Consider the following 24,542-nt stretch of genomic DNA (forward strand, 5'->3'; position numbering starts at 1 on the left):
AAGGATTCTCTGAGTTAAAGCTCGGAGAATTTTTTTTTATAAAAAAATAATAGTTGAAAAAAATAGAACAGTGTGTTAGTATTGAAATAGGAAAAGTATTAAAAAACAAAATAAATAAAACTTGTATAATAGTTGAAATAAGGTCAACGAGTCTCTACCTGCCACCGTAAATTGGCAGACTACAAGGATAGATTTTAAATGTATGTTTTTTTGATATATTTTAAATTTGATCTTGTAGGAAATTACAGTAGTAATTTCCTTTTTTTATAGACTTTTTTTGTTGACCCAAAAAATAAAAGGGAGTCAATCAAGTGTTAATAATAACGAAAAAACAGAAAAAAGAAAAGATAAAAAATAAAAATACTGATAAATGGAATAAGTGTGTAAAAACGCAGATTATTAAAAAGGGATAGTTGTAACCTTTTTAGTAATGTGCGTTTTTTATTTTTAACTTTAGGGAGGATAAAGAGTGAAAATAGGTGTAATAATGGGAAGTAAATCTGATTTACCAACTATGAATGAATGTGTAAATGTTTTAAAAGATTTTGGAGTTGAGCATGAGATAAAAATAGTTTCAGCACATAGGACTCCTAATTTAATGTTTGACTATGCGAAAGAAGCTAAAAAAAGAGGGCTAGAAGTTATAGTAGCAGGAGCGGGAGGAGCAGCACATTTACCTGGTATGGTTGCTAGTTTAACTGACTTGCCAGTTATTGGAGTACCTATTGAAAGCAAAACTTTAAAAGGAATAGATTCACTTTTATCAATTGTTCAGATGCCAGGAGGAGTTCCTGTAGCAACGGTAGCAATAGGGGGAGCTAAAAATGCGGCATTATTAGCTATAAAGATATTAGCTTTAAAGGATGAAAGATTAGCAGAAAAAATTGTTGAGTACAGAAAAAATATGGAAAGGATGATTTTAGATGAAAAAATCTAGAAGAATCGGAATTTTAGGTGGAGGACAACTAGCTAAAATGCTGTGTGATTCAGGAAAAAAGTTGAATTGTGAAACAATAATTTTAGATCCTAATCCAGATTCGTGTGGAAAATTTAGTGCTGATGACCACATTGAAGCTGAATATAATAATAAAGTGAGTTTAAAAAAACTGTGTGAAATTACTGATGTGATAACATACGAGTTTGAAAATGTACCAAGTGAAATAATAGATTATTTAAAAGAAAATAATGGAAATATTCCTCAAGGAAAGAGACCACTGTATTTAAGTCAACATAGAGTTAGAGAGAAAGAGGCAGTAAAACAAATTGGAGTTAAAACTGCAAAATTTAAAGGTGTTAAAAATTCAGAAGAATTAAAGAATGCTATTAATGAAATTGGATATCCATCTATTTTAAAAACTTGTTCAGGAGGATATGATGGAAAAGGACAATGGAAGTTATTAGAAGAGAAAGACTTAAAAAGTATTAATTGGAATGAAAATATAGAATATATTTTAGAAGAGATGATTAAATTTGATAAAGAAGTTTCATGTTTAGTTGTTAGGGGAATAAACGGAGATGTAGTAAATTTTCCAATTGGAGAAAATATCCATAAAAATGGAATTTTAAATAAAACTATAGTTCCAGCAAGAGTAACAAAAGAGATTTTAAAAGAAGTGGAGAAGATATCTCATGAGATTATAAAGAGATTAAATATATACGGTCCATTAGGAATAGAATTTTTTATTAAAGAAAATGAAATTTATTTTAATGAGATGGCACCAAGACCTCATAATAGTGCACATTATACGATGGATGCATGTAATTATTCTCAATTTGATATTCATTTAATGGGGATTTTAGGAGAAAAACTACCTGAAATAAAACTTTTAACAAAAGTAGTGATGCTAAATATAATGGGTGAAGATCAGGAGAAAGTAAAAAAAATTAAAAAAGAATACAATACAAATGTTCACATATATGGAAAATCAGAGTGGAAAAAAGATAGAAAAATGGGACATATAAACTATTGTGGTGAAAATCTAGAAGAGCTAATTTTAAAAGCTGATTCATTTTAGGGAGGAATAATGAATAAAAGAGTATTTGTTAAGAAAAAGGATGGATTTCAAGTAGAGAGTTTAGGACTAAAGAGTGAGCTTTTAGAAAATTTAAAAGAGGATAAGATAAATAAAATAGATTTATATAACGTATATGATATTTTTAACTGCACAGAAGAGGATTTAAATCTTTTAAAAAATAAAGTTTTATCTGAACCAGTAACAGATGACGTTTATGAAGAAGTTGAATTGGTTGGAAAAAAATATTTAGCAATGGAATTTTTACCAGGACAATACGATCAAAGAGCTGATTCTGCAGAGCAGTGCTTAATGTTATTAAATAATAAAGACGGTGTTCAAATAAAAAGTGGTAAACTTTTAATTTTTCATGGAGAGATAAAAAGTTTTGATAAAATAAAAGATTACTTAATAAATCCTATTGAAACTAGAGAAAAAAAATTAAATGTTTTGACACTAGAGGAAAATATTGATATAGAACCAGTACCAACTTATGTAGGATTTATAAATAAAAATTCAGAAGAACTAGAAAGTTTTTTATTAGAGCATGGACTAGCTATGACTCTTGAAGACCTAAAACATATTCAAAATTATTTTAGAGATGAAGAGAAAAGAGATCCAAAAGAGACAGAGATAAAAGTTTTAGATACTTATTGGTCAGATCATTGTAGACATACAACTTTTGAAACATATTTAAAAAATATAAAAATTGAATGTGGAGATTTAACAAAAAATATTCAGGATGCTTTTGAAAAATATATAGATATGAGAGCGAAATTAGGTAGAGAAGAAAAACCTTTAACTTTAATGGATATGGCAACAATTGGTGGAAGATATATAAAATCGATAGGTAAATTAGATGATTTAGAGGAATCAGAAGAGATAAATGCATGTAGCATCGAGATAGAGGTAGATGTTGATGGCAAATTAGAGAAATGGTTACTGATGTTTAAAAATGAAACTCACAATCATCCAACAGAAATTGAACCATTTGGAGGAGCAAGTACTTGTGTAGGTGGAGCTATAAGAGATCCATTATCAGGAAGAGCATATGTTTATCAAGCTATGAGAGTTACAGGAGCAGGAGATATAACTGAAAGTATAGAAGAAACGTTAGCAAATAAGTTACCACAAGAGAAAATATCAAAAGGAGCAGCACATGGATATTCTTCATATGGAAATCAGATAGGATTAACAACTACTTTTGTAAAAGAGATTTATCATAATGGGTATAAAGCTAAAAGAATGGAAGTTGGAGCTGTTGTTGGAGCAGTAAAAAAAGAGTATGTAAGAAGAGAAAGCCCTGTTCCAGGTGATGTGGTAATTTTACTTGGGGGAAAAACTGGTAGAGATGGTATAGGAGGAGCCACTGGATCATCTAAGGAGCATAATGAAACATCATTAACTAAATGTTCATCAGAGGTTCAAAAGGGTAATGCACCTGTAGAGAGAAGAATCCAAAGGTTATTTAGAAATCCAGAAGTGACAAAACTTATAAAAAAATCAAATGATTTTGGAGCAGGTGGAGTTAGTGTTGCTATTGGAGAGATTGCAAGGGGAGTAGAGATAAATTTAGATACAGTACCAGTGAAATATTTAGGACTTAATGGAACTGAATTAGCTATATCAGAATCTCAAGAAAGAATGGCTGTAGTAGTAGAGGCAAAAGATGTGGAAAAGTTTCAAAGATTAGTTAAAGAAGAAAACTTAGAATCAGCATTAGTTGCTGTAGTAACAGAGGAAGAAAGATTAGTAATAAAATATAAAAATGAAACACTTGTAGATATTTCAAGAGATTTTTTAGATACAAATGGTGTTAGACAAATTCAAGATGTAAAAGTTGTATCTTCAGAAATAGAAAATCCATTTTTAGAAAATCAAGTAATGGATATAAAAGAAAAAGTAGAAAAAATTTTACAGGATATGAATATAGCTTCTCAAAGAGGAATGGTAGAGATGTTTGATGCTTCAATAGGAAGAAGCACAGTACTTATGCCATATGGAGGGAAGTATCAATTAACTGAATCAGAGGGAAGTGTTCAAAAGCTTCCAACAGATAAATTTACAAATACTTGTTCAATAATGACTTATGGTTATAACCCACTAATATCGGAGTATTCTCCATATTTGGGAGCTCAATATGCAGTGATAGAATCTTTAGCAAAAATTGTTGCATTAGGTGGAAGTTATAAAAAAGTAAGATTATCTTTTCAAGAATATTTTGAAAAATTAGGAAAAGATTCAACAAGATGGGGGAAACCTTTTGCTGCATTATTAGGAGGAATTGAAGCACAACTTGAATTTGAAGCTCCGGCGATAGGTGGAAAAGATAGTATGAGTGGAACTTTTAAAGACTTAGATGTACCTCCAACTTTGATATCTTTTGCAGTAACAACAGAGAGTGTAAAAAATATAATATCATCTGAATTTAAAGAAGCAGGAAATAATATATATCTAGTAAAAAGTGAAAGACTTTTTGGTGATTTACCAAATTATAAAAGATTAAAAGAAAATTTTGAACTATTAGAAAATTCAATAAAATCAAAAGAAGTAATATCAGCATCAACAATAAAATTTGGTGGAATAGCAGAAGCTGTTATAAAGATGTCTTTTGGAAATAAAATTGGAGCTAAAATTGAAACAAAAGAAAATCTATTTAATTTAATGCCAGGGGATATAGTAGTAGAATCAGCAAAAGAATTAGATTATGGAATTCTTTTAGGAACAACAATTGATGAGAAAGTTATTGAATTAAATAAGGAAAAGTTTGAAATAGACTCTTTAATAAATATATGGGAAAAGAGATACAGTAAAATATATCCGTATACAGCAGAAACAGTTGGAGAAGTAATCGAAAAAGAATATATTACTAAAAAAGAGTTTAAAGCTAAAAAGCTTTATGATAAACCAAAAGTTTTAATAACAGTATTTCCAGGTACTAATTGTGAATATGATACTAAAAAGGCTTTTGAAAGAGCTGGAGCAGAGGTTGAAATATATGTATTCAATAACTTAGGTGTTGAAGAGATAAAAGAAAGTATAGATACCTTATCTGAAAAAATAAAATCAGCTCAAATATTTATGATTCCTGGAGGTTTTAGTGCAGGGGATGAGCCAGATGGTTCTGGAAAGTTTATAGCAAATATTTTACAAAATAAAAAGATAAAAGAGAGTATGGAAAAATTCTTAGAAAATGATGGATTGGTATTAGGAATATGTAATGGATTCCAAGCTCTTATAAAATCTGGGTTATTACCTTATGGAAATGTAGATAGTGTAACTAAAGACTCACCAACATTATTTAGAAATGATATAAACAGACATGTATCAAGAGTAGTTAGCACAAAAATTGTTTCAAATAATTCTCCATGGATGAGTTCATTTACTGTAGGAGAAACTCATAGTATACCAATGTCTCATGGAGAGGGAAAATTTGTAGTAAGTGAAGATTTTGCAAAAGAGTTATTTGAAAATGGACAGGTAATAACACAATATTGCGATGAAAATAATCAAGTGACAATGGATAAAAATCATAATTTAAATGGGTCAACATACGCAATAGAAGGGATTGTTTCTAAATGTGGAAAAATACTAGGGAAGATGGGACATTCAGAAAGATATGAGGATGGACTATTAAAAAATATAGATGGAAATAAGATGCAAGATATTTTTACTAATGGAGTTAATTATTTTAAAAAATAAATATTAAAATGGGAGAGTGACCAAATGTTATTAGTAGAAGCAAATAAATTATATGAGGGAAAAGCAAAGAAAGTTTATAAAACAGAGAATCCTAACGAAGTTATTATTTATTATAAAGATGATGCAACAGCTTTTAATAATTTAAAAAAAGGTCAAATACACAATAAAGGAATATTAAATAGTCAAATTACAACATTAATATATGATTATTTAAAGAAAAATGGTGTAGAAACTCATTTGGTAGAAAATTTATCAGAAAGAGCTCAACTTTGTAAAAAAGTAGAGATTATTCCACTAGAAGTAATTGTTAGAAATACTCTAGCAGGGTCTACTGCAAAACTTTTTAAGATGGAAGAAGGGCAAATTTTAGAAAATCCAATATTTGAAATATGTTACAAAAAAGATGAGCTAGGCGATCCTATGATAAATGATTATCATGCAATTGCGTTAGGGCTTGCTACAAAAGATGAGTTAGAAAATATTTATTCTCAAACTAAAAAGATTAATGAATTATTGAAAGATTTATTTGATAAAGTAGGGATTGAGTTAGTGGATTTTAAAATAGAGTTTGGAAAAGATAACGAAGGGAATATTATCTTAGCAGATGAGATATCACCAGATTGTTGTAGATTATGGGATAAAGAAACTAGAAAAAAATTGGATAAAGATAGATTTAGAAGAGATTTAGGAGATATCGAAGAAGCTTATCAAGAAGTTTTAGCAAGACTAAATAAAATAGTGGGGTAAAAATGATAAAAGAGATAGAGTATTTTTTAAGTGGAAAAATAAATGAAGAGTGTGGAGTATTTGGAGTATTTAATGTAGAGGATGCAGCGCAACTAACGTATTATGGACTGCATTCATTACAACATAGGGGTCAAGAGGGAGCTGGAATAGCTTCTTCTGATGGAGAAAGTATCATTAGAGAAAAAGGAGAAGGGTTGGTAACTGAAGTTTTTAATACAGAAAGAATAGCTAAACTTCCTGGAAATATGTCTATTGGTCATGTTAGATACTCAACAACAGGTGGAGGAGGAATTGAAAATGTTCAACCTATATTAGTTCGTTCTCACACTGGAGACTTTGTAATTGCTCATAATGGGAATATAGTAAATGCAAAAGAATTAAAAATGCAATTAGAAGCAATGGGAAGTATTTTTCACACAACATCAGATAGCGAAATAATAGGACACTTAATTCAGAGAGAAGTTGGGGATTTTCATGAAAAAATACTTAAAGCATTACCTAAATTAGAAGGTGCTTTTTCATTTTTAATAATGAATAACGAAAATCTTTTTGTGATTAGAGATAAAAATGGATTTAGACCTTTATCAATGGGGAAATTAGAGGATGGATATGTGTTTAGTTCTGAAAGTTCAGCTTTTGAAATAGTAGGAGCTGATTATATAAGAGGGTTAAAACCAGGAGAAGTTTTAAAAGTTTCTAAAGATGAAATAGAGTCGTTTCAATATACAGACTGTACTCAAGATAAAATGTGTTCTATGGAATACATATATTTTTCAAGACCAGATAGTAGTATAAATGGTTTAAATGTTCATACAAGCAGAAGAAACTGTGGAGCAATACTTGCGAAAGAAAGTCCGATTGAAGCAGATATAGTTATAGGAGTACCAGACTCATCTTTGTCTTCAGCAATGGGATACTCAGATTTCTCGGGAATTCCTTATGAAATGGGACTTGTAAAGAATAGATATGTAGGTAGAACATTTATAAAGCCAAATCAGCACCAAAGAGAACGTGGAGTAAAGATGAAACTTTCAGCTATGGAAGCTGTTGTTAAAGATAAGAGAGTTGTACTTGTAGACGATTCGATAGTGAGGGGAACAACATCTAAACATATAATAAAATTATTAAAGGATGCAGGAGCAAAAGAGGTTCATATGAGAATAGCATCATCTCCGATAATAAGTCCATGTTTTTATGGAGTGGATACCTCTACATATAACGAATTGATAAGTACAAGATTATCACCAAAAGAATTAGGAGAATATATTGGAGCAGATTCTCTATCATTTTTATCAAATGATGGAATGATAGAAGGATTAGGAAAAAATATATGTTTAGCATGTTTTACTGGAAAATATCCAACTAGTATGTTTAGTTTATTAGAAAATTTAAAGAAATAGGGGTCGATAAAAGTGAGTAATAAATATATGGAAGCTGGAGTTAGCTTAGAAGCTGGATATGAATCAGTTAGAAGAATTAAAAGTCATGTTGAAAGAACTAAAGTAAAAGGGGCAATGAATAGTTTAGGAGCATTTGGTGGAATGTTTGATTTATCAGAACTTGGAATGAAAGAACCAGTTTTAGTTAGCGGAACAGATGGTGTCGGAACAAAATTAATGCTAGCATTTGAAATGGATAAACACGATACAATAGGTCAAGATGTTGTGGCTATGTGTGTAAATGATGTTTTAGTTCAAGGTGCAATGCCGTTATATTTTTTAGATTATATAGCTGTTGGAAAAAACTATCCAGAACAAATTGAAGCTATAGTAAAAGGTGTAGCTGATGGATGTGTTAAGGCAGAATGTGCATTAATAGGGGGAGAGACAGCAGAGATGCCTGGAATGTATAGTGAAGGGCATTATGATATAGCTGGATTTACAGTTGGAGCTGTAGAGAAAAAAGATTTAATAACTGGAAAGGACATAAAAGAAGGGGATATTCTTGTAGGAATATCATCTAGTGGAGTTCATTCAAATGGCTTTTCTTTAGTTAGAAAAATAATAAAAGATGCAAATTTAGATTTGAAAAAAATGTATGAGGGATTTGAAAACTCTTTGGGGGAAGAGCTACTAACACCAACAAAGATATATGTAAAAACAGTAAAAGAAGTTTTAAAAAATATAGATGTAAAAGGAATGTGCCATGTTACAGGTGGTGGTTTCTATGAAAATATACCTAGAATTATACCTGAAGAGATGGGAGTAGAAATCGATTCTAAAAATATAAATGAACTTCAAGTATTTAAATTTTTAGAAGAAAAAGGAAATATTCCTAAAGAAGAGATGTTTAATGTATTTAATATGGGAGTTGGATTTATATTTGTTGTATCTAAAGAAAATTTAGATAAATTAGTTGAAAAATTAGAAGAGTTACAAGAAAAGCCAATGATATTAGGGGAAGTTAATAGAAAAGTAGGAGTAGAAATAAAATGGTAAAAATTGCTGTTTTTGCTTCTGGAAATGGTGGGAATTTTCAGAGGATAGTTGAAGCTCAAAAGTCAGGAGAAGGAAAAGGGTATGAAGTTAAAGTTCTAATTGTTGATAAAGAAAGTGCATACGCTATAGAAAGAGCAAAGTTGTTAGAGATACCATATTATTTTATTAATCCAAAAGAGTATAACACAAAAATGGAATTTGAAGAGAAGATTATAGACATATTAAAAAAATATGAGATAGAATACATAGTTTTGGCAGGATATATGAGGATAATATCACCAATATTATTGGAGGAATATTTTAATAAAATAATAAATATCCATCCAGCTTATTTACCTGAATTTCCAGGAAAAGATGGCATTGGGGATGCGTACAAAGCTAGAGCAAGTAAAACAGGAGTGACTATTCATTATGTGGATAGTGGAGTTGATACAGGGGAGATAATATATCAAGAAAGATTAAAAATAGACTCTCAATGGGGATTAGAGGATCTTAAAAATAAAATACATGAAATAGAACATAGAATTTATCCAATGATTTTAACAAAGTTATTTAAAAAGGGAGAATAATATAGATGAAACGTGCGTTAATAAGTGTATCTGATAAAACAGGAATAGTAGAATTAACTAAAGAGTTAGTAGGGTTAGGATATGAAATAATTTCTACAGGTGGGACAAAGAAAACATTAGATGAAGCGGGGATAAAGACATTAAGTATATCGGATATTACAAGTTTTCCAGAAATTATGGATGGAAGAGTAAAAACATTACATCCAAATGTTCATGGAGCATTATTGTGTGTTAGAGATAATAAAAATCATCTAAAAGCTCTAGAAGATAATAAAATAGATTTAATAGATATGGTAGTTGTAAATTTATATCCATTTAAAGAAACATTAGCTAAAAAAAATGTGACTCATGAAGAGTTAATTGAAAATATAGATATAGGTGGGCCAAGTATGTTAAGATCAGCAGCTAAAAACTACAAATCAGTTACAGTAATAGTTGATCCAAAGGATTATGAAGCAGTGGTTTGTGAATTAAAAGAGGCTGGAGATACTTTATTAGAAACGAGAGAGAGATTAGCAGCGAAAGTATTTAGACATACGTCATCATATGACACTTTAATTGCAGAGTATTTAACAAATAAAGTGGAAGAAAAATTCCCAGAAACAATAACTGTAACTTATGAAAAAGTACAAGATTTAAGATATGGAGAGAATCCACATCAAAAAGCTGGGTTTTACAAGAAAAGCTTTGCAGGATACTCTATGGGAAATGCCAAACAATTACACGGGAAAGAGTTGTCATATAATAATATCCAAGATGCGAACGCAGCATTAGAAATATTGAAAGAGTTTAAAGAACCAACTGTAGTTGCAGTTAAGCATATGAATCCATGTGGTGTAGGAAGTGGGAAAAATATAAATGAAGCTTGGAAAAAAGCTTATGAAGCTGATAAAACATCGATTTTCGGAGGAATTGTTGTAAGCAATTCATGTATAACAAAAATGGTTGCAGAAGATTTATCGAAATTATTTTTAGAAATTATAATAGCTCCAAGTTTTGAAAAAGAAGCTTTAGATATTATTACTCAAAAGAAAAATATAAGAGTACTACAAATTGATATGGAAAGTGAAATTTTAAATAAAATGAAAGTAACATCTGTTATGGATGGAGCACTAATTCAAGAGTTTGATGAGATGAAAGTATCTAAAGATGAACTTATATGTGTAACCGAAAAAAAACCAACAGATGAAGAGATAGAAGCATTGATATTTACTTGGAATGTTGTAAAACATGTAAAGTCTAATGCGATTGTTGTGGGAAAAGATAACCAAACTATAGGAATAGGAGCAGGACAAATGAATAGAGTGGGTGCTGCTAAAATAGCTTTAGAGCAGGGACAAAAAAAGTGTGAAGGAGCGGTTTTAGCTTCTGATGCGTTTTTCCCAATGGAAGATACAGTAGAGTTAGCTGCTAAATTTGGAATTACAGCTATAATTCAACCAGGAGGATCAATAAAAGATACACTTTCAATAGAGGCGTGTAATAAACATGGAATAGCTATGGTATTTACAGGAGTTAGGCACTTTAAACATTAATTTTGGAGGAGTTTATGAAAGTTCTTATAGTTGGAAAAGGTGGAAGAGAACATGCAATTGCATGGAAAGTAAAAGAAAGTGATTTAGTTAAAGAAATATTTATAGCTCCTGGGAATATTGGTATGGAAAACTTAGGTACATTGATTAATATCCCAGAAGAAAAAATAGAAGAGTTAGCAGATTTTGCTCAAAAAAATAGAGTAGATTTGACAATTGTGGGACCGGAAAATGTTCTTGCTTTAGGAATTGTAAATGAATTTGAAAGAAGAGGAATGAAAATTTTTGGTCCGACAAAAGAAGCTGCAAAAATTGAATCAAGCAAAGAGTTTGCTAAAAAACTTATGAAAAAATATGGTGTGCCTACAGGAGAGTATGAAACATTTGCTGACTTAGAATTAGCAGTAAAGTATGTAGAAAAAAAAGGTGCTCCAATAGTTATAAAAGAGGATGGATTAAAAGCAGGAAAAGGTGTAACTGTTGCGTTTTCAATACCAGAAGCAATTGAAGCTTTAGAAATAGCTTTTAGTATCCCTGATAATAAGGTTGTAATAGAAGAGTATTTAGATGGATTTGAATTTTCTATAATTGCTTTAACAAATGGCGAGACAGTAATTCCATTAGAAATAGCTCAAGATCATAAAAGAGCTTATGACAATGATGAAGGGCCAAATACTGGTGGAATGGGAGTTTACTCACCAGTAGATAAGATTGATTCGAATATAATAGATCAAACTTTAGAAAAAATATTAAAACCAATGGCTAGAGGAATGGCAAAAGATGGAATTTCATTTAAAGGATTTCTTTTTGGTGGAATAATGTTAACAAAAGATGGTGTAAAGACGATAGAGTTTAACGCTAGATTTGGAGATCCCGAAGCTGAGGGGATTCTTCCAAGATTAAAGTCGGATTTTGTTAAAGCAATATTGGATTTAATGGAAAATAAAGATGTGAACTTAGAGTGGGATAATAGATATACGGTGGCAGTGGTGATGGCTTCAGAAAATTATCCGAAATCATCAACAATAGGAAGTGAAATAGAAATACCAAAGGATTTAGAATCTGTAGTATTTCATATGGGAACTAGAAAAGTTCATGGCAAAATTGAAACAAATGGTGGAAGAGTATTATCTGTGGTAGCTTATGGAAATACTTTGGAAGAAGCAAAAAAGAATGCTTACTTAGATGTAAAAAAAATAAATTGTAAAAAATTATTTTTTAGAAATGACATAGGCTCAAAAATGTGCTATAATAACGAAAATAAATAAAAAAAGACCTGCACAGTACTAAAAAAAAGTGCAGGTCTTTATTTAAAAATTGGAAAATTATAATTGGAGGCAGTAGGAAAATGATGAATGGAAAAATAATAAAAGAAGCAATAACTTTTGATGACGTGCTATTAGTTCCAGCGAGATCAGAGGTATTACCGCATGAAGTGAGTTTAAAAACAAGACTTACAAAGGATATCGAATTGAATATTCCAGTTTTAAGTGCAGCGATGGATACAGTAACAGAAGGGGATTTAGCAATAGCTTTAGCAAGACAAGGTGGAATTGGATTTATACATAAAAATATGAGTATAGAAGATCAGGCTGCTGAAGTAGACAGAGTAAAAAGAAATGAAAGTGGAATGATAAAAAATCCAGTAACATTAACTAAAGATTCTACAGTATGGCATGCTGAAGAAATAATGAGAAGATATAAAATATCAGGATTACCAGTAATTGAAGAAGATGGATCATTGATTGGTATTATAACAAATAGAGATTTGAAGTATAGAAAAGACATGGATCAATTAGTAAGTGATATAATGACAAAAGAAAATTTAGTAACAGCACCTGTTGGAACAACATTGGAAGAAGCAAAAGATATTTTATTAGAAAATAGAATAGAGAAGTTGCCAATAGTTGATGAAAATGGAAAATTAAAAGGGCTAATAACAATAAAAGATATTGATAATTTAGTAGAGTACCCATTTGCTTGTAAAGATTCTCAAGGAAGATTAAGAGTTGGTGGAGCAGTTGGTGTTGGAGCAGATACTTTAGAAAGAGTAAAAGCTTTAGTAGAAGCTGGTGTAGATATAATAACTGTAGATTCAGCACATGGACATTCAAAAGGTGTTATGGAAAAAATAAAAGAGATTAGAGAAAACTTTCCTAAGTTAAATATAATTGGTGGAAATATAGTTACTGCAGAAGCTGCTTTAGATTTAATAGAAGCTGGAGTAAATGCTGTTAAAGTAGGAGTAGGACCAGGATCTATCTGTACAACGAGAGTTGTAGCTGGAGTAGGTGTTCCTCAATTATCAGCAGTTAATGATGTATATGAAGTTTGTAAAACAAGAGGAATTGGTGTTATAGCAGATGGTGGAATAAAATTATCTGGAGACATGGTAAAAGCTTTAGCTGCAGGAGCAGATTGTGTAATGTTAGGAGGATTATTAGCAGGAACAACTGAAGCCCCTGGAGAAGAGATGATATATGAGGGAAGAAGGTATAAAGTGTATGTAGGAATGGGTTCAATGGCAGCAATGAAAAGAGGATCGAAAGATAGATATTTCCAAAATGATGCTAAAAAATTAGTTCCTGAAGGAATAGAGGGAAGAGTTTCGTATAAGGGAAGCTTGAAAGATGTTGTTTTCCAACTTTGTGGAGGAGTGAGAGCTGGAATGGGATATTGTGGAACATCAACAATTGAAGATTTAAAAGTTCATGGAAAATTTGTAAAAATTACAGGAGCAGGATTAAAAGAGAGTCATCCACACGATATTATTATAACTAAAGAGGCTCCAAACTATTCTAAATAGATATAAAAAGTTGACTTTAATGTTTTGATTGATTATAATTAAAGAGAAATCTTTATTTATAAGGCAAAGTAGGGGAAACCCTATGACGCAAAGCTATAGGGTCTTTAAAATGGCAGCCAGCTGCAATAGTCTTTGTGATTATTGCAGTTTTTTTTTGCAAAAAAATATTTATGGAGGAAAAAATGAAAAAAATAATATTATTATATTTGATGTTAGTAAGTTGTAATATTTTTTCAAAAGATAACATTAATATAACAATACCATCGAATACAACAGATATGTATTTGTATAAAGATTTAGAGAAAGGGGAATATCAAGGAGTTTATATAGATATTTTTGCAGATGTATTAAAAAATAAAAATATAAGTATAAATTTAGATGGTGAAGATAGTGATGTTGTACTAAGAACGATTGAAACTCTTGATGGAAAAAGAGTATATGATTACTTTGATACTCCAATGATATATAGAGTAGGAGTTGTTGTTAATAAAAACTCTACACTTTCTAACTTAGGAAATATAAAAAATTTAAAAGTAGCATATATTCCAAATCAACATGGATTAAAAGAGTTTAAAGAAAGATATAATAACTTAAAGTTAGAAAAAATCGAAGTGAAAAACTTAGATGAAGGATTAGAAAAACTCTCAGAGGGAGAAGTTGATGCTTTTATAGCACAAGATTGGTATGATAAAAATTCAGGAGAAACAAATTATAAACTGTTAGAGAATATTAGGTACAATGAACAAATAGCAATTAGGAAAAATTTGAAAAATCTTCATAAAGAGATAGAGGAAACTATGGACAATGTAGAAGGAGATAGTTTTCAAAAATTATTATCAAAAAACAGAATAGAATTTTATAAGTATTTACTAAAAGATACACCAAGTTACGAAAAAGTAAAGGAAAGCTATAAAACTATAAAAGTAAAATTAGGAAAAGATAAATTTATGTTACCTTTTTACTATGAGCAAAAGGGTATTTATCAAGGATTAACAGTTAATATAACTAAAGAGTTAGAGCAAATAATAGGGGTGCCATTTGTTTTTATAAAAAATGGAGAATATGATATGGAAGGAATAGCCATTGAAAATAGTGAAGGTAAAAGTAAAATTAATTATACAAAGCCATACTATGAAATGAAATTATCAGTGGCAAATAGAAAAGCTGATGGGTTTATACAAAATATTTCAGATTTAGATAAAGCTAAAATATTAGTATTAAAAGGAGATTATAGCTATACTTATTTAAAAAATATACTAAAAAATAGTCAGATAATAGAAGTTGAAAGTTATGAAGAGGGATTAGAAAAGTTATTAAATCAAGATGGTGAATATTTGGTAGGTTATTTTAATATATTGACAGGAGTAATAAGTAATAATTTTTTAGATGATAAAATTAAAGTAGCTGGAATATTAAATGATTCTTTTGGAGTAGGTTTTGGAATTTCGAAAGAACAAAAAGAGTTATCAAATTTAATAGAAACAATATTAGAAAGTTTTACTGTTGATAAAACAGTTATAGATAATAATTTGTTAAAAAATTCTATAGTTGCTCAAAATTATAAATTGATTTTAAAAATATCAATACCAGTAGTAATATTTATATTTATTTTAATAATATTAATAGTTAAATCTGAAAAAAATAGAAAAAAAGCGGAAGAATTAAGTTTTTCATTAATTGAAGTTTTAGAGATGGCAAATCAACTAAATGATGAAGATACAGGAGATCATGTGAAAAGACTAGGAATGTATTCAACCCTTTTATCTGAAAAGGCAAATGTTCCTACAGAATCAAGAGAGAATATTAAAAGATTTTCTTCTTTGCACGATATAGGAAAAGTTGCAATTCCATCAGAAATTTTGAAAAAACCATCTAAATTAACTGAAGATGAATTTAATAAAGTGAAAGAACATGTAAATATAGGCTATGATTTAGTAAAAAAATTAAAACTAGGAAAAGTAGCTGAAAATATAGTTAGATATCACCATGAAAAGTGGGATGGAAGTGGTTATCCTTTAGGATTAAAAGGAGAGAATATTCCGCTAGAAGCAAGAATTGTAGCTGTTGTTGATGTGTATGATGCATTGAGACAAAAGAAATTCCATAGAGGTGCACTGTCTCATTTAGAAGCCTTAACAATGATTGAAAATGAGAAAGGAAAGAGTTTTGACCCAGAACTAGTTGATATTTTTGTAGCAAATAATAAAGAATTTGAAAAAATTTATGAAGAGAATAAAGAGGCATTAGATTTAGCAACAGAATTCTATTCTGCAATAAAAAATAATAAATAATATTAAGAGGTGAAAATTTGAAAAGATATTTATGCTTAATTTTATTTACTCTGACAATAACCTTAACTTTTGGAGAAGTAGAAACTTATTTAGAAGAGATACCATTTAATGAGTATAGTGATTTAAATAAAGATAATACAGTTAATAGTAATAATGATGAAATAAAAATAGTGCAAGCAGTTAAAATAGCAACTGTAGATCCTATTTTAATGAAGGATCAGTATTCGATGAGAGTTGTAAATTATCTTTATGATACATTATTTAATTATAATGAAAAAGGTGAAGTTGTTCCAAATTTAGTTGAAAAATGGGAATGGAAAGATGACAGAGTTTTAGAACTTAAGTTAAGAGAAGATGTTTATTTTCAAAATGGGGATAAAATGTCAGCAAAAGATGTAAAAGAATCTTTTGAGAGGATGTTAAAAAGTGGTGTTTTTAAAGACTTTTTTAATGATATTCAAAACATAAAAATTATAGATGTAAATACAATAGAGATAAAGTTAAAAGGAAAAAATAATCTTTTTTTATCAATGTTGACTTATTACATGTGTTCGATAACTAAGTATAAAGATGGAATTATTTATGGAACTGGGCCATATAAATTAGATAAAATAACAAGTAAAGAGGTTATTTTATCTAAGAATGATAAATATTTTAAGAAAAATCTAGGTCCTTTTAAAATAGAGATTTTAGCAGAGATTAGTGATAGAAAAAGAGCACTTTTATATTTTAATGAAGATGTTGATGTTGTTTTAGATTTGAGTCCAAAACAAATAGAAGAACTTCAAAAAGAAGGACTTATTGATAAGAGTGCAATATTAAAAAAGACAAAAGAGTTGGATACAGTTGCAATAATATTTGGAAATAAAAATAAAATTTTTACAGATAAAAAAAATAGAGGGATTATAGAAAGTGCTATAGATAAGGATGAGATTTTGAAAAATATTTTTAAAGAAAAATCTGTAAGTACATTCTTTCCAGAAAGTTTGTTTGAGTCAAAGTTATCTGTTGTAAGAAAAAGTAGTTTTTCAATTGATGATTTAAATAAAAGTAGTATAAAAAACAAAAAAATAGAGATAACTGTTTTAAATGACGATATTTCTATAAGAATTGCTAATAGTTTAAAAAAACAGTTAGAATTAAAAGGGATTTTAGTAGAAGTAGTGCCGTACCAACAAGAGGCTTACTTAATGAAGTTAGAAAATCAAGATTATGAAATAGCTATATATAGTGTTCTTTTTGATGAAAAGCATTTGGTTTATAATTTAGGAAAAGTAATGGTGCATGATATAGGTGATCAAGATATGTATAATGCATCTTTACCATTTTTAGAGATTTTAAAAGATGAAGAAGAAAAGGGAAATAGAGATAAAATATATGATAAAATTGTTTTTTTGATATCTAAAAATATACCGTATATTCCATTGATACATAGAGAAAAAATTGCTGTAGAAAATGGGAAATCAAATATATTGCTGAAATAATGGGAGATGATATATTTTGAAAAAAGTTTTGTTGTTTTTTTTATTATTCTTTCGTTTAGTAACTTTTGGAGATATAAAATCAGATACATCACGATTAATTGAAAAAAGAGAAGTTGTAGGAGAGGGATATCAAAATGTAGATTATTTAACGAATAATTTTAAGATAACAGGATTAGGTGGTTATGACAAATTAATTTATGAATTTGAAAGTTTTGGAAATGATTTTTTCAAGAAAAATCATATGTTAGAACCGCGAATAAAGATAAAGCAAATGTGGATAGAGCCATTGGATGCAACTATAGATACGAATAATAAAGTTATTTTAGGGTTTAATGGTAATTGTAATTTAAGAATAAGAACTGTTGTAGGAGTGAGAAATAGCTCGAGATTAAGTGGAAAATATACATCGTACCCGATTATATTAATCTTAAAAGGAAAAAGGAAAAATAGCTCTAGCTATGATAGAATTATGATAGAGGTAAGAATGGAGTTAGATATAGTAAAGACGTTAAAAATTTCAACAACTCCAATGGACTTAGGAGTAGGAGTACAAGGGCAGATGCTATCTTCATCACATGGAAATCATGGATATTTAAACATAGAGGGAGAGCCGAATAGGAATGTAGTAATTAACTACCCAAGAGAAGTTGAAATGTTTAATAAAATGGGAAAAGGTAGTATAAAGGTTGAGATATCAAGTCCGGACTTATATTTTACAGGAAATGAAGAGTATTCTACAAGGTTATCTGAAAGAGGTGAAAAAAAAGTAACTTTCTTTGGGCAGGTTAGAGATACTAAAAAAGCAGTACCAGGTAAGTATAGCGGAGATTTAAAAATAAAGGTAAGGTATAACTAATGAAAATAATAAAAATAGCTTATGTAGTATTAGTAGCTATTTTTTTTCAGTTTTCTTCAGCTAATTTATTTGCACAAGAAGATGTAGGTCTAGATGAAGCATACATTGAAATAAAAAGTAAGTCATTAAAAGATGATTTTTTTATGGCTAGATATGACTTTGAAAATGATCAAATATATATACCTATAAAAGGACTATTTTATTTTTTAGAGATTTACTCAGTTGATGTTAATTTAAAAAGAAAAACTGTACAGTTCCAAGTAGATAATGAAAAATATAAAGTTGAGATAAAATCAGGAAAAAACTTTGTAATTGATGATGATATTTATGTAGAGTTAAAAGTATTAGAAAATGATTTTAAATTTAAAGAATCTAATTGGTCAAGTCAGGACTTGAAGTTAACTTTAAATCCAGAGTTTATATTGCCTTTTGAAATAAGAGAGAAAGGTAAGGTTGAGAGACTTAGGCTAAATGAAAAAAAAGAGGACGAAGAGTTTAATATAATAAGACCAGAGAAAAGGATATTAGCTCCAGGGTTGATAAAAGTAAATTATTCAAAATTAGATTTGGAAAGTAAAGAAAATCAACTTAACTTAGAGTATGGAACTCAATTTTTATATGGAGATTTATACTTGAACTATAATTTAGAGCCAGAAAGTTCTATGAAAAATTATAATTTAACTTATAATGATGTTTATAAAAAAAATGATGTGATTTTAGGAGATTTTTATATAAAAACACCAGATTTTTTAAATATAAATGGAATGGTTGAAGGATTTAGTTTTGGTGAGAAAAATACTTACAGCTCTACTATTGGAAATATAACAACGATAAAAGGTGAAGCTCAAGGAGCAGATGTAATTGAATTATATCAAAGTGGAGTATTGTTAGATTATCAAAGACCTATAGAAAAGAACTTTATATTTGAAGTGAGAGATCGAAATTATGGGGGAGACTATTCATTAAAAATTTATTATAAAAATGGCCAAATAGAAACGAGAAAAGTATACACAGTTGGAGATTCAAATTTACTTGGTGAAAATGAGTGGGATTATAATATACAATTAGGACAAGAAAAAAATAATGGAAGAAGTCAAAGTGTAAATGAAATAAATTATGGAGTTACTAAGAATTTGACTTTAGGTATAGGAGTACTAGAGTTAGAATCTGAAAAAAATAGAAAATACAGTATATTAAAAAATGAGGTTATATATAAAATTGGGTTATCCAATAGTTATCCAATGGTAATTAATCTTCAAAATTTTTATGAAACAGAAAATCAAGAAAATAGTTACGAAATTAGAATAAATCAAAAAATAAAAGACTATAGTTTAAACATAAAGCATTTTAAATATTCTCCTTATGTAAGTGAAGAGAACAATACAATAGAATATAACTCTTTTGGAATTTCTAGAGACTTTATTACAACAAGAATAGGATTAGGATATCAAGAAGAACTAAAAACTAATGAAAAAACTAGAGAAAAAGGATATTATATAAGTTTAGAAAACAGAAGTATTAGAAACTTTTCATTATTTTTAGATGCTGAAATGACCCAAAAAGAAATGAGCAAAAAAAGTTATTCTATAAATCCTGGAGTGAGCTATGGTGGAGTGTCTGGATTCACAATGATTTTACAGGCTAATATAGAAAAAAATGAAGATTTGAAAACAGACTATTCTTTAAAGATATTAGGAAGAAGAAGAGAGTTTTTTTCTACAGGAATGGAATATGTTTTAGGAACAGAACTTTTGTATAATGAAGAAGAAAAAAGCAGGTTTTCAATAGATTTTACTATGTATTTAGATAAAAATATTTATGTGGAACTTCCTGTATCTAGAAAAGAAAATGGAGAATTAAATACAGGGGTAACCATAGAAAAAACATTTGATATATCTAATTTAAAAAGAGACGTAGGAGATAGACAAGTTGATAACTCATGGATTTATGGGAAAGTTTATATAGATTCTAATGATAATGGGAAGTATGATGTTGAAGAAACTGTATTGTCAGATGTAACAGTAGTTGTTGATGGTAAAAAAGTAGTTTCTGATTTGAATGGAGAGTATATTGTACCTGGATTACTTCCTCTTGAGAATTATAAAGTAGAGGTAGATAGAAAAAGTATTGATCCAATGTTAACTCAAGTTATAGATAAGAAAAAAGTTCAAACAAGAGCATCGATAGGAACAAGATATAATATAGGGGTTCAAGCAGTATCAATGGTAACAGGAAATATCATTCCAGGAGAAGGCATTTCATCACAAGAATTAATAAGAATACTAAGTATGACTAATATAGCCTTAGAAAAAAATGGTGAACTGTATAAAGAGATAGATCCAGAGTTTGATGGAATGTTTTTCTTTGAAAATGTACTACCTGGAAAATATAAAATGAAGTTTAATTATTTAGGTAGTGATGATATAAAATTTGTAAAAGATTACCTAGATGTAGATATTAAACTTATTCATGAAGATGAAGGGGAATATTTCGAAGGTTATGATGTTATTGTAAATAAAACTGTTAGTGAAGAAAATGAAGCTGTATCTAATGAAGATCAAAATGATGAAAGTGATACTGAATATGATTTAGATGATATTTTAAATAATTTTTAAAAGGAGAGAGAGAGGTTGAAGAAAAGATGGGTTATAAATTTTTTAATCACTTATATTGTACTGTATAATCTGACCTTTTCCAATTTAAGGAAAGAGAATATAAATAAAAAGTCATTAAGAAACCAGATAGTTTATTTGGTAAATGAAACCTCTCCTTTTACAGGAGAGTTAATTGGTGAAGGGATAAAAGAACAATATGAAAATGGAATAAAAAATGGATTTTTTCAAGGATTTGTTCAAGATAAAAATGAAAGATTTATATATGAAGGAAAATATATAAATGGTATTAAACATGGAGTTTGGACATTAAAGTACTTGAATGGAGATACTAAGGGAATTCTGAAATATAATTATGATAAACCGAACGGTCAATGGACATATTTTTATGAAAATAAAAATATGGAAGGTTATGAAAATTTAGAGGATGGGATTTTACATGGTAAAGTTGTAAAATATTCACCAATTGGTGAATTAATGACAAAAGTAGAATACTATAATGGACTTTTAGAAGGTGAAGCTGTATTTTTCTATAAAGGTGAAATATTAGAAACATTAACAAATTTTAACTATGGAAAAATAGATGGTGGAATAAAAATATTTGGAGCAGATGGTGCACAGATGTTAGAGGGCGCTTATAAAAATAATAAGAGAGAGGGGCTTTGGAAGTTTTTTTATAAAACAGGAGATATAAAAACTGTTGTAAATTATAAAAATGGTTTAAAAGATGGTGAAATTATAATTTATGATAAAGCAGGGTTAGTAGCTCAAAAGACTAGATTTATACAAGGAGATGAAGTTGATAGTAATGGAAACGTATTGAAAAAAAAGAAAGAGTTAAAAGATTCTATTGTAGATAGATTTAAGAAATTTAATAGAAATTTAAAATATGAAAAATATGATAAAATATTAAGTGAAATGGAGTGAGTAAAAAATGAAAAAAATTATATTAGGAATTATGTTTTTTTTAGTAATGTTGACAAGCTATTCTTTTAATTTTAGTGTAGCTCCAACAAGGTTTGAAATAGGATTAGATAAGATAAATACTAATGAAATAACTTTAATAAATAACACAACAAGTCCAATGAGATTAGAAAGTTTTTTAGAAAGTGCTCCTGGATATGAAAAATATAGTTTAAATAATCATATAAAGTTATATCCTAAAATGATTGCTATCAAACCAGGTAGCAAACAAGTGGTAAGATTTAGAGTAAAACCTGAAGCAGGAATGGAAGCTGGAGAATATAAAAGTTATGTTGTATTTAAAGAAATTCCTTTGAAAGAGTCGTTGAATAAAAATGAAGGTAAAGTAGACGCTCAAATAAAAATGATAACAGAAGTTGGAATTAGTATATATGGATATTACGGGGAGATAAAAAGAGAGACAAATATTTCTAATTTACAAATTTCTTATAATTCAAAAAATTCAAATTTAAAAATAACAGCAGATTCAAACTCTAAGGGAAATAGTTCGGAATTATTAAAACAAAAAATAGAAATTCTTGGAGCAGGAGGAATTGTGAGTGACACTATTGATTCACAATTTGGAAGAACAGAAAGAACTGGAAAATCAAAAATAGAAAGCTCAATGAAAATTGAAAAATTGAAAGGGAAAAAAGTTAGAGTAACTATATATGATTCACAAGATAAAATTATTGATAAAAAAGTAACAGATACTTTATAATTAAATAAAAAAATACACATTTGAAAAAAATGTGTATTTTTTTTTAAAAAAGTTATTGACGAACTTTTTATTTTATGATACTATATTTTTTGTCAGCGGGAAACACCGCAGACGAAGGAAAACTAAAGGACATTAACAACCGAATAGAGAAAATAGTCAGAAGTTATGAAAATAACAAAATGCCAGAAATGGCAAACCAATAAATGGTGTAAACGTAAGTCTTAGGACTTTAAATATATTTGAATGAAGAGTTTGATCCTGGCTCAGGATGAACGCTGACAGAATGCTTAACACATGCAAGTCGATTCAATTTACCTTCGGGTAATGAGGATGGCGGACGGGTGAGTAACGCGTAAGGAACTTGCCTCTTGGTCTGGGACAACTGTTGGAAACGACAGCTAATACCGGATATTATGAGATTCTCGCATGGGAAACTTATGAAAGCTATATGCGCCAAGAGAGAGCCTTGCGTTCCATTAGCTAGTTGGTGGGGTAACGGCCCACCAAGGCGACGATGGATAGCCGGCCTGAGAGGGTGAACGGCCACAAGGGGACTGAGACACGGCCCTTACTCCTACGGGAGGCAGCAGTGGGGAATATTGGACAATGGGCCACAAGCCTGATCCAGCAATTCTGTGTGCACGATGAAGGTCTTCGGATTGTAAAGTGCTTTCAGTTGGGAAGAAGAAAGTGACGGTACCAACAGAAGAAGCGACGGCTAAATACGTGCCAGCAGCCGCGGTAATACGTATGTCGCAAGCGTTATCCGGATTTATTGGGCGTAAAGCGCGTCTAGGCGGAAAAATAAGTCTGATGTTAAAATGCGGGGCTCAACTCCGTATTGCGTTGGAAACTGTTTTTCTAGAGTACTGGAGAGGTGGGCGGAACTACAAGTGTAGAGGTGAAATTCGTAGATATTTGTAGGAATGCCGATGGAGAAGTCAGCTCACTGGACAGATACTGACGCTAAAGCGCGAAAGCGTGGGGAGCAAACAGGATTAGATACCCTGGTAGTCCACGCCGTAAACGATGATCACTAGGTGTTGGGGGTCGAACCTCAGCGCCCAAGCTAACGCGATAAGTGATCCGCCTGGGGAGTACGCACGCAAGTGTGAAACTCAAAGGAATTGACGGGGACCCGCACAAGCGGTGGAGCATGTGGTTTAATTCGACGCAACGCGAGAAACCTTACCAGCGTTTGACATCCTAAGAAGTTTCCAGAGATGGATTCGTGCCGGCTTGCCGGAACTTAGTGACAGGTGGTGCATGGCTGTCGTCAGCTCGTGTCGTGAGATGTTGGGTTAAGTCCCGCAACGAGCGCAACCCCTATTGTATGTTGCTACCATTAAGTTGAGCACTCATGCGATACTGCCTGCGATGAGCAGGAGGAAGGTGGGGATGACGTCAAGTCATCATGCCCCTTATACGCTGGGCTACACACGTGCTACAATGGGCAGTACAGAGAGTTGCCAACCCGCGAGGGTGAGCTAATCTCTTAAAGCTGTTCTTAGTTCGGATTGTACTCTGCAACTCGAGTACATGAAGTTGGAATCGCTAGTAATCGCAAATCAGCATGTTGCGGTGAATACGTTCTCGGGTCTTGTACACACCGCCCGTCACACCACGAGAGTTGGTTGCACCTGAAGTAGCAGGCCTAACCGTAAGGAGGGATGTTCCTAAGGTGTGATTAGCGATTGGGGTGAAGTCGTAACAAGGTATCCGTACGGGAACGTGCGGATGGATCACCTCCTTTCTAAGGAGACTAACTTTTTCTCTATTCGATTGATAGTGTTCTTTACTATCAAACTT

At 30.2% G+C, this 24,542-nt stretch carries 16 protein-coding genes, 1 rRNA gene and 2 riboswitches; all 17 genes read left to right on the forward strand.

What is annotated here, in order from left to right:
* Positions 1-101 precede the first annotated feature (101 nt).
* Positions 102-202: riboswitch (purine riboswitch) on the forward strand.
* Positions 203-469: 267 nt separating this feature from the next.
* The 17 genes from purE (at position 470) to MKD34_RS02685 (ending at position 24,486) form a co-directional block, all read left to right on the forward strand.
* Positions 470-937 carry a 5-(carboxyamino)imidazole ribonucleotide mutase gene (gene purE, locus MKD34_RS02605; protein ID WP_266187992.1) on the forward strand — a complete coding sequence of 156 codons (468 nt, stop codon included), beginning with the start codon at positions 470-472 and terminating at the stop codon, positions 935-937.
* Positions 924-2,015: a 5-(carboxyamino)imidazole ribonucleotide synthase gene (gene purK, locus MKD34_RS02610; RefSeq protein ID WP_240219604.1), complete on the forward strand. Its 1,092-nt coding sequence runs from the start codon at positions 924-926 to the stop codon at positions 2,013-2,015. The genes purE and purK overlap by 14 nt, the downstream gene beginning before the upstream one ends.
* 9 nt (positions 2,016-2,024) lie before the next feature.
* On the forward strand, positions 2,025-5,714 hold the full coding sequence (locus MKD34_RS02615; protein ID WP_240219605.1) for a phosphoribosylformylglycinamidine synthase: 3,690 nt from the start codon (positions 2,025-2,027) through the stop codon (positions 5,712-5,714).
* Between the two features lie 24 nt (positions 5,715-5,738).
* Positions 5,739-6,461, forward strand: a complete 723-nt coding sequence (gene purC / locus MKD34_RS02620; RefSeq protein WP_240219606.1) for a phosphoribosylaminoimidazolesuccinocarboxamide synthase — start codon at positions 5,739-5,741, stop codon at positions 6,459-6,461.
* A 2-nt stretch (positions 6,462-6,463) separates the two neighbouring features.
* The gene (gene purF / locus MKD34_RS02625; protein WP_240219607.1) at positions 6,464-7,861 is read left to right on the forward strand and encodes an amidophosphoribosyltransferase; all 1,398 of its coding nucleotides are present in this window, start codon (positions 6,464-6,466) and stop codon (positions 7,859-7,861) included.
* Between the two features lie 12 nt (positions 7,862-7,873).
* A complete protein-coding gene (purM, locus tag MKD34_RS02630) occupies positions 7,874-8,899 on the forward strand; it encodes a phosphoribosylformylglycinamidine cyclo-ligase (protein WP_240219608.1) in 1,026 nt (341 codons plus the stop codon).
* Positions 8,893-9,468 (forward strand): phosphoribosylglycinamide formyltransferase, encoded by a 576-nt coding sequence (gene purN, locus MKD34_RS02635; protein ID WP_240219609.1) that lies wholly within the window; start codon positions 8,893-8,895, stop codon positions 9,466-9,468. Before purM ends, purN begins: the two co-directional genes overlap by 7 nt.
* Positions 9,469-9,473: 5 nt before the next feature.
* Positions 9,474-11,003 (forward strand): bifunctional phosphoribosylaminoimidazolecarboxamide formyltransferase/IMP cyclohydrolase, encoded by a 1,530-nt coding sequence (purH, locus tag MKD34_RS02640; RefSeq protein WP_240219610.1) that lies wholly within the window; start codon positions 9,474-9,476, stop codon positions 11,001-11,003.
* A gap of 14 nt (positions 11,004-11,017) precedes the next feature.
* Positions 11,018-12,268: a phosphoribosylamine--glycine ligase gene (purD, locus tag MKD34_RS02645; RefSeq protein WP_240219611.1), complete on the forward strand. Its 1,251-nt coding sequence runs from the start codon at positions 11,018-11,020 to the stop codon at positions 12,266-12,268.
* Between the two features lie 80 nt (positions 12,269-12,348).
* Complete coding sequence (gene guaB / locus MKD34_RS02650) at positions 12,349-13,806, forward strand: IMP dehydrogenase (protein ID WP_023050931.1); 1,458 nt, start codon at positions 12,349-12,351, stop codon at positions 13,804-13,806.
* Positions 13,807-13,858: 52 nt separating this feature from the next.
* Positions 13,859-13,934: riboswitch (cyclic di-GMP riboswitch) on the forward strand.
* A gap of 54 nt (positions 13,935-13,988) precedes the next feature.
* Positions 13,989-16,097 carry an HD domain-containing phosphohydrolase gene (locus MKD34_RS02655; protein ID WP_240219612.1) on the forward strand — a complete coding sequence of 703 codons (2,109 nt, stop codon included), beginning with the start codon at positions 13,989-13,991 and terminating at the stop codon, positions 16,095-16,097.
* A 17-nt stretch (positions 16,098-16,114) separates the two neighbouring features.
* Entirely contained in the window at positions 16,115-17,581 is a 1,467-nt protein-coding gene (locus MKD34_RS02660) for an ABC transporter substrate-binding protein (RefSeq protein ID WP_240219613.1), read from the forward strand.
* 16 nt (positions 17,582-17,597) lie between these two features.
* Complete coding sequence (locus MKD34_RS02665) at positions 17,598-18,437, forward strand: DUF4402 domain-containing protein (protein ID WP_240219614.1); 840 nt, start codon at positions 17,598-17,600, stop codon at positions 18,435-18,437.
* A complete protein-coding gene (locus MKD34_RS02670) occupies positions 18,437-21,052 on the forward strand; it encodes a hypothetical protein (RefSeq protein WP_240219615.1) in 2,616 nt (871 codons plus the stop codon). Before MKD34_RS02665 ends, MKD34_RS02670 begins: the two co-directional genes overlap by 1 nt.
* A 15-nt stretch (positions 21,053-21,067) precedes the next feature.
* Positions 21,068-21,976, forward strand: a complete 909-nt coding sequence (locus MKD34_RS02675) for a toxin-antitoxin system YwqK family antitoxin (protein WP_240219616.1) — start codon at positions 21,068-21,070, stop codon at positions 21,974-21,976.
* Positions 21,977-21,983: 7 nt separating this feature from the next.
* Positions 21,984-22,733, forward strand: coding sequence for a fimbria/pilus periplasmic chaperone (locus tag MKD34_RS02680; RefSeq protein WP_240219617.1), 750 nt, complete (start codon positions 21,984-21,986; stop codon positions 22,731-22,733).
* 240 nt (positions 22,734-22,973) lie between these two features.
* Positions 22,974-24,486, forward strand: a 16S ribosomal RNA gene (locus MKD34_RS02685).
* Positions 24,487-24,542: the final 56 nt, after the last annotated feature.

The organism is Cetobacterium somerae (genome assembly GCF_022430525.1).
Lineage (GTDB): Bacteria > Fusobacteriota > Fusobacteriia > Fusobacteriales > Fusobacteriaceae > Cetobacterium_A.

Coding starts and splice junctions, on each gene's coding strand:
- purK (WP_240219604.1), top strand. CDS start 924: ATGAAAAAATCTAGAAGAATCGGAATTTTAGGTGGAGGACAACTAGCT.
- MKD34_RS02615 (WP_240219605.1), top strand. CDS start 2,025: ATGAATAAAAGAGTATTTGTTAAGAAAAAGGATGGATTTCAAGTAGAG.
- purC (WP_240219606.1), top strand. CDS start 5,739: ATGTTATTAGTAGAAGCAAATAAATTATATGAGGGAAAAGCAAAGAAA.
- purF (WP_240219607.1), top strand. CDS start 6,464: ATGATAAAAGAGATAGAGTATTTTTTAAGTGGAAAAATAAATGAAGAG.
- purN (WP_240219609.1), top strand. CDS start 8,893: ATGGTAAAAATTGCTGTTTTTGCTTCTGGAAATGGTGGGAATTTTCAG.
- purH (WP_240219610.1), top strand. CDS start 9,474: ATGAAACGTGCGTTAATAAGTGTATCTGATAAAACAGGAATAGTAGAA.
- purD (WP_240219611.1), top strand. CDS start 11,018: ATGAAAGTTCTTATAGTTGGAAAAGGTGGAAGAGAACATGCAATTGCA.
- guaB (WP_023050931.1), top strand. CDS start 12,349: ATGATGAATGGAAAAATAATAAAAGAAGCAATAACTTTTGATGACGTG.
- MKD34_RS02655 (WP_240219612.1), top strand. CDS start 13,989: ATGAAAAAAATAATATTATTATATTTGATGTTAGTAAGTTGTAATATT.
- MKD34_RS02670 (WP_240219615.1), top strand. CDS start 18,437: ATGAAAATAATAAAAATAGCTTATGTAGTATTAGTAGCTATTTTTTTT.
- MKD34_RS02680 (WP_240219617.1), top strand. CDS start 21,984: ATGAAAAAAATTATATTAGGAATTATGTTTTTTTTAGTAATGTTGACA.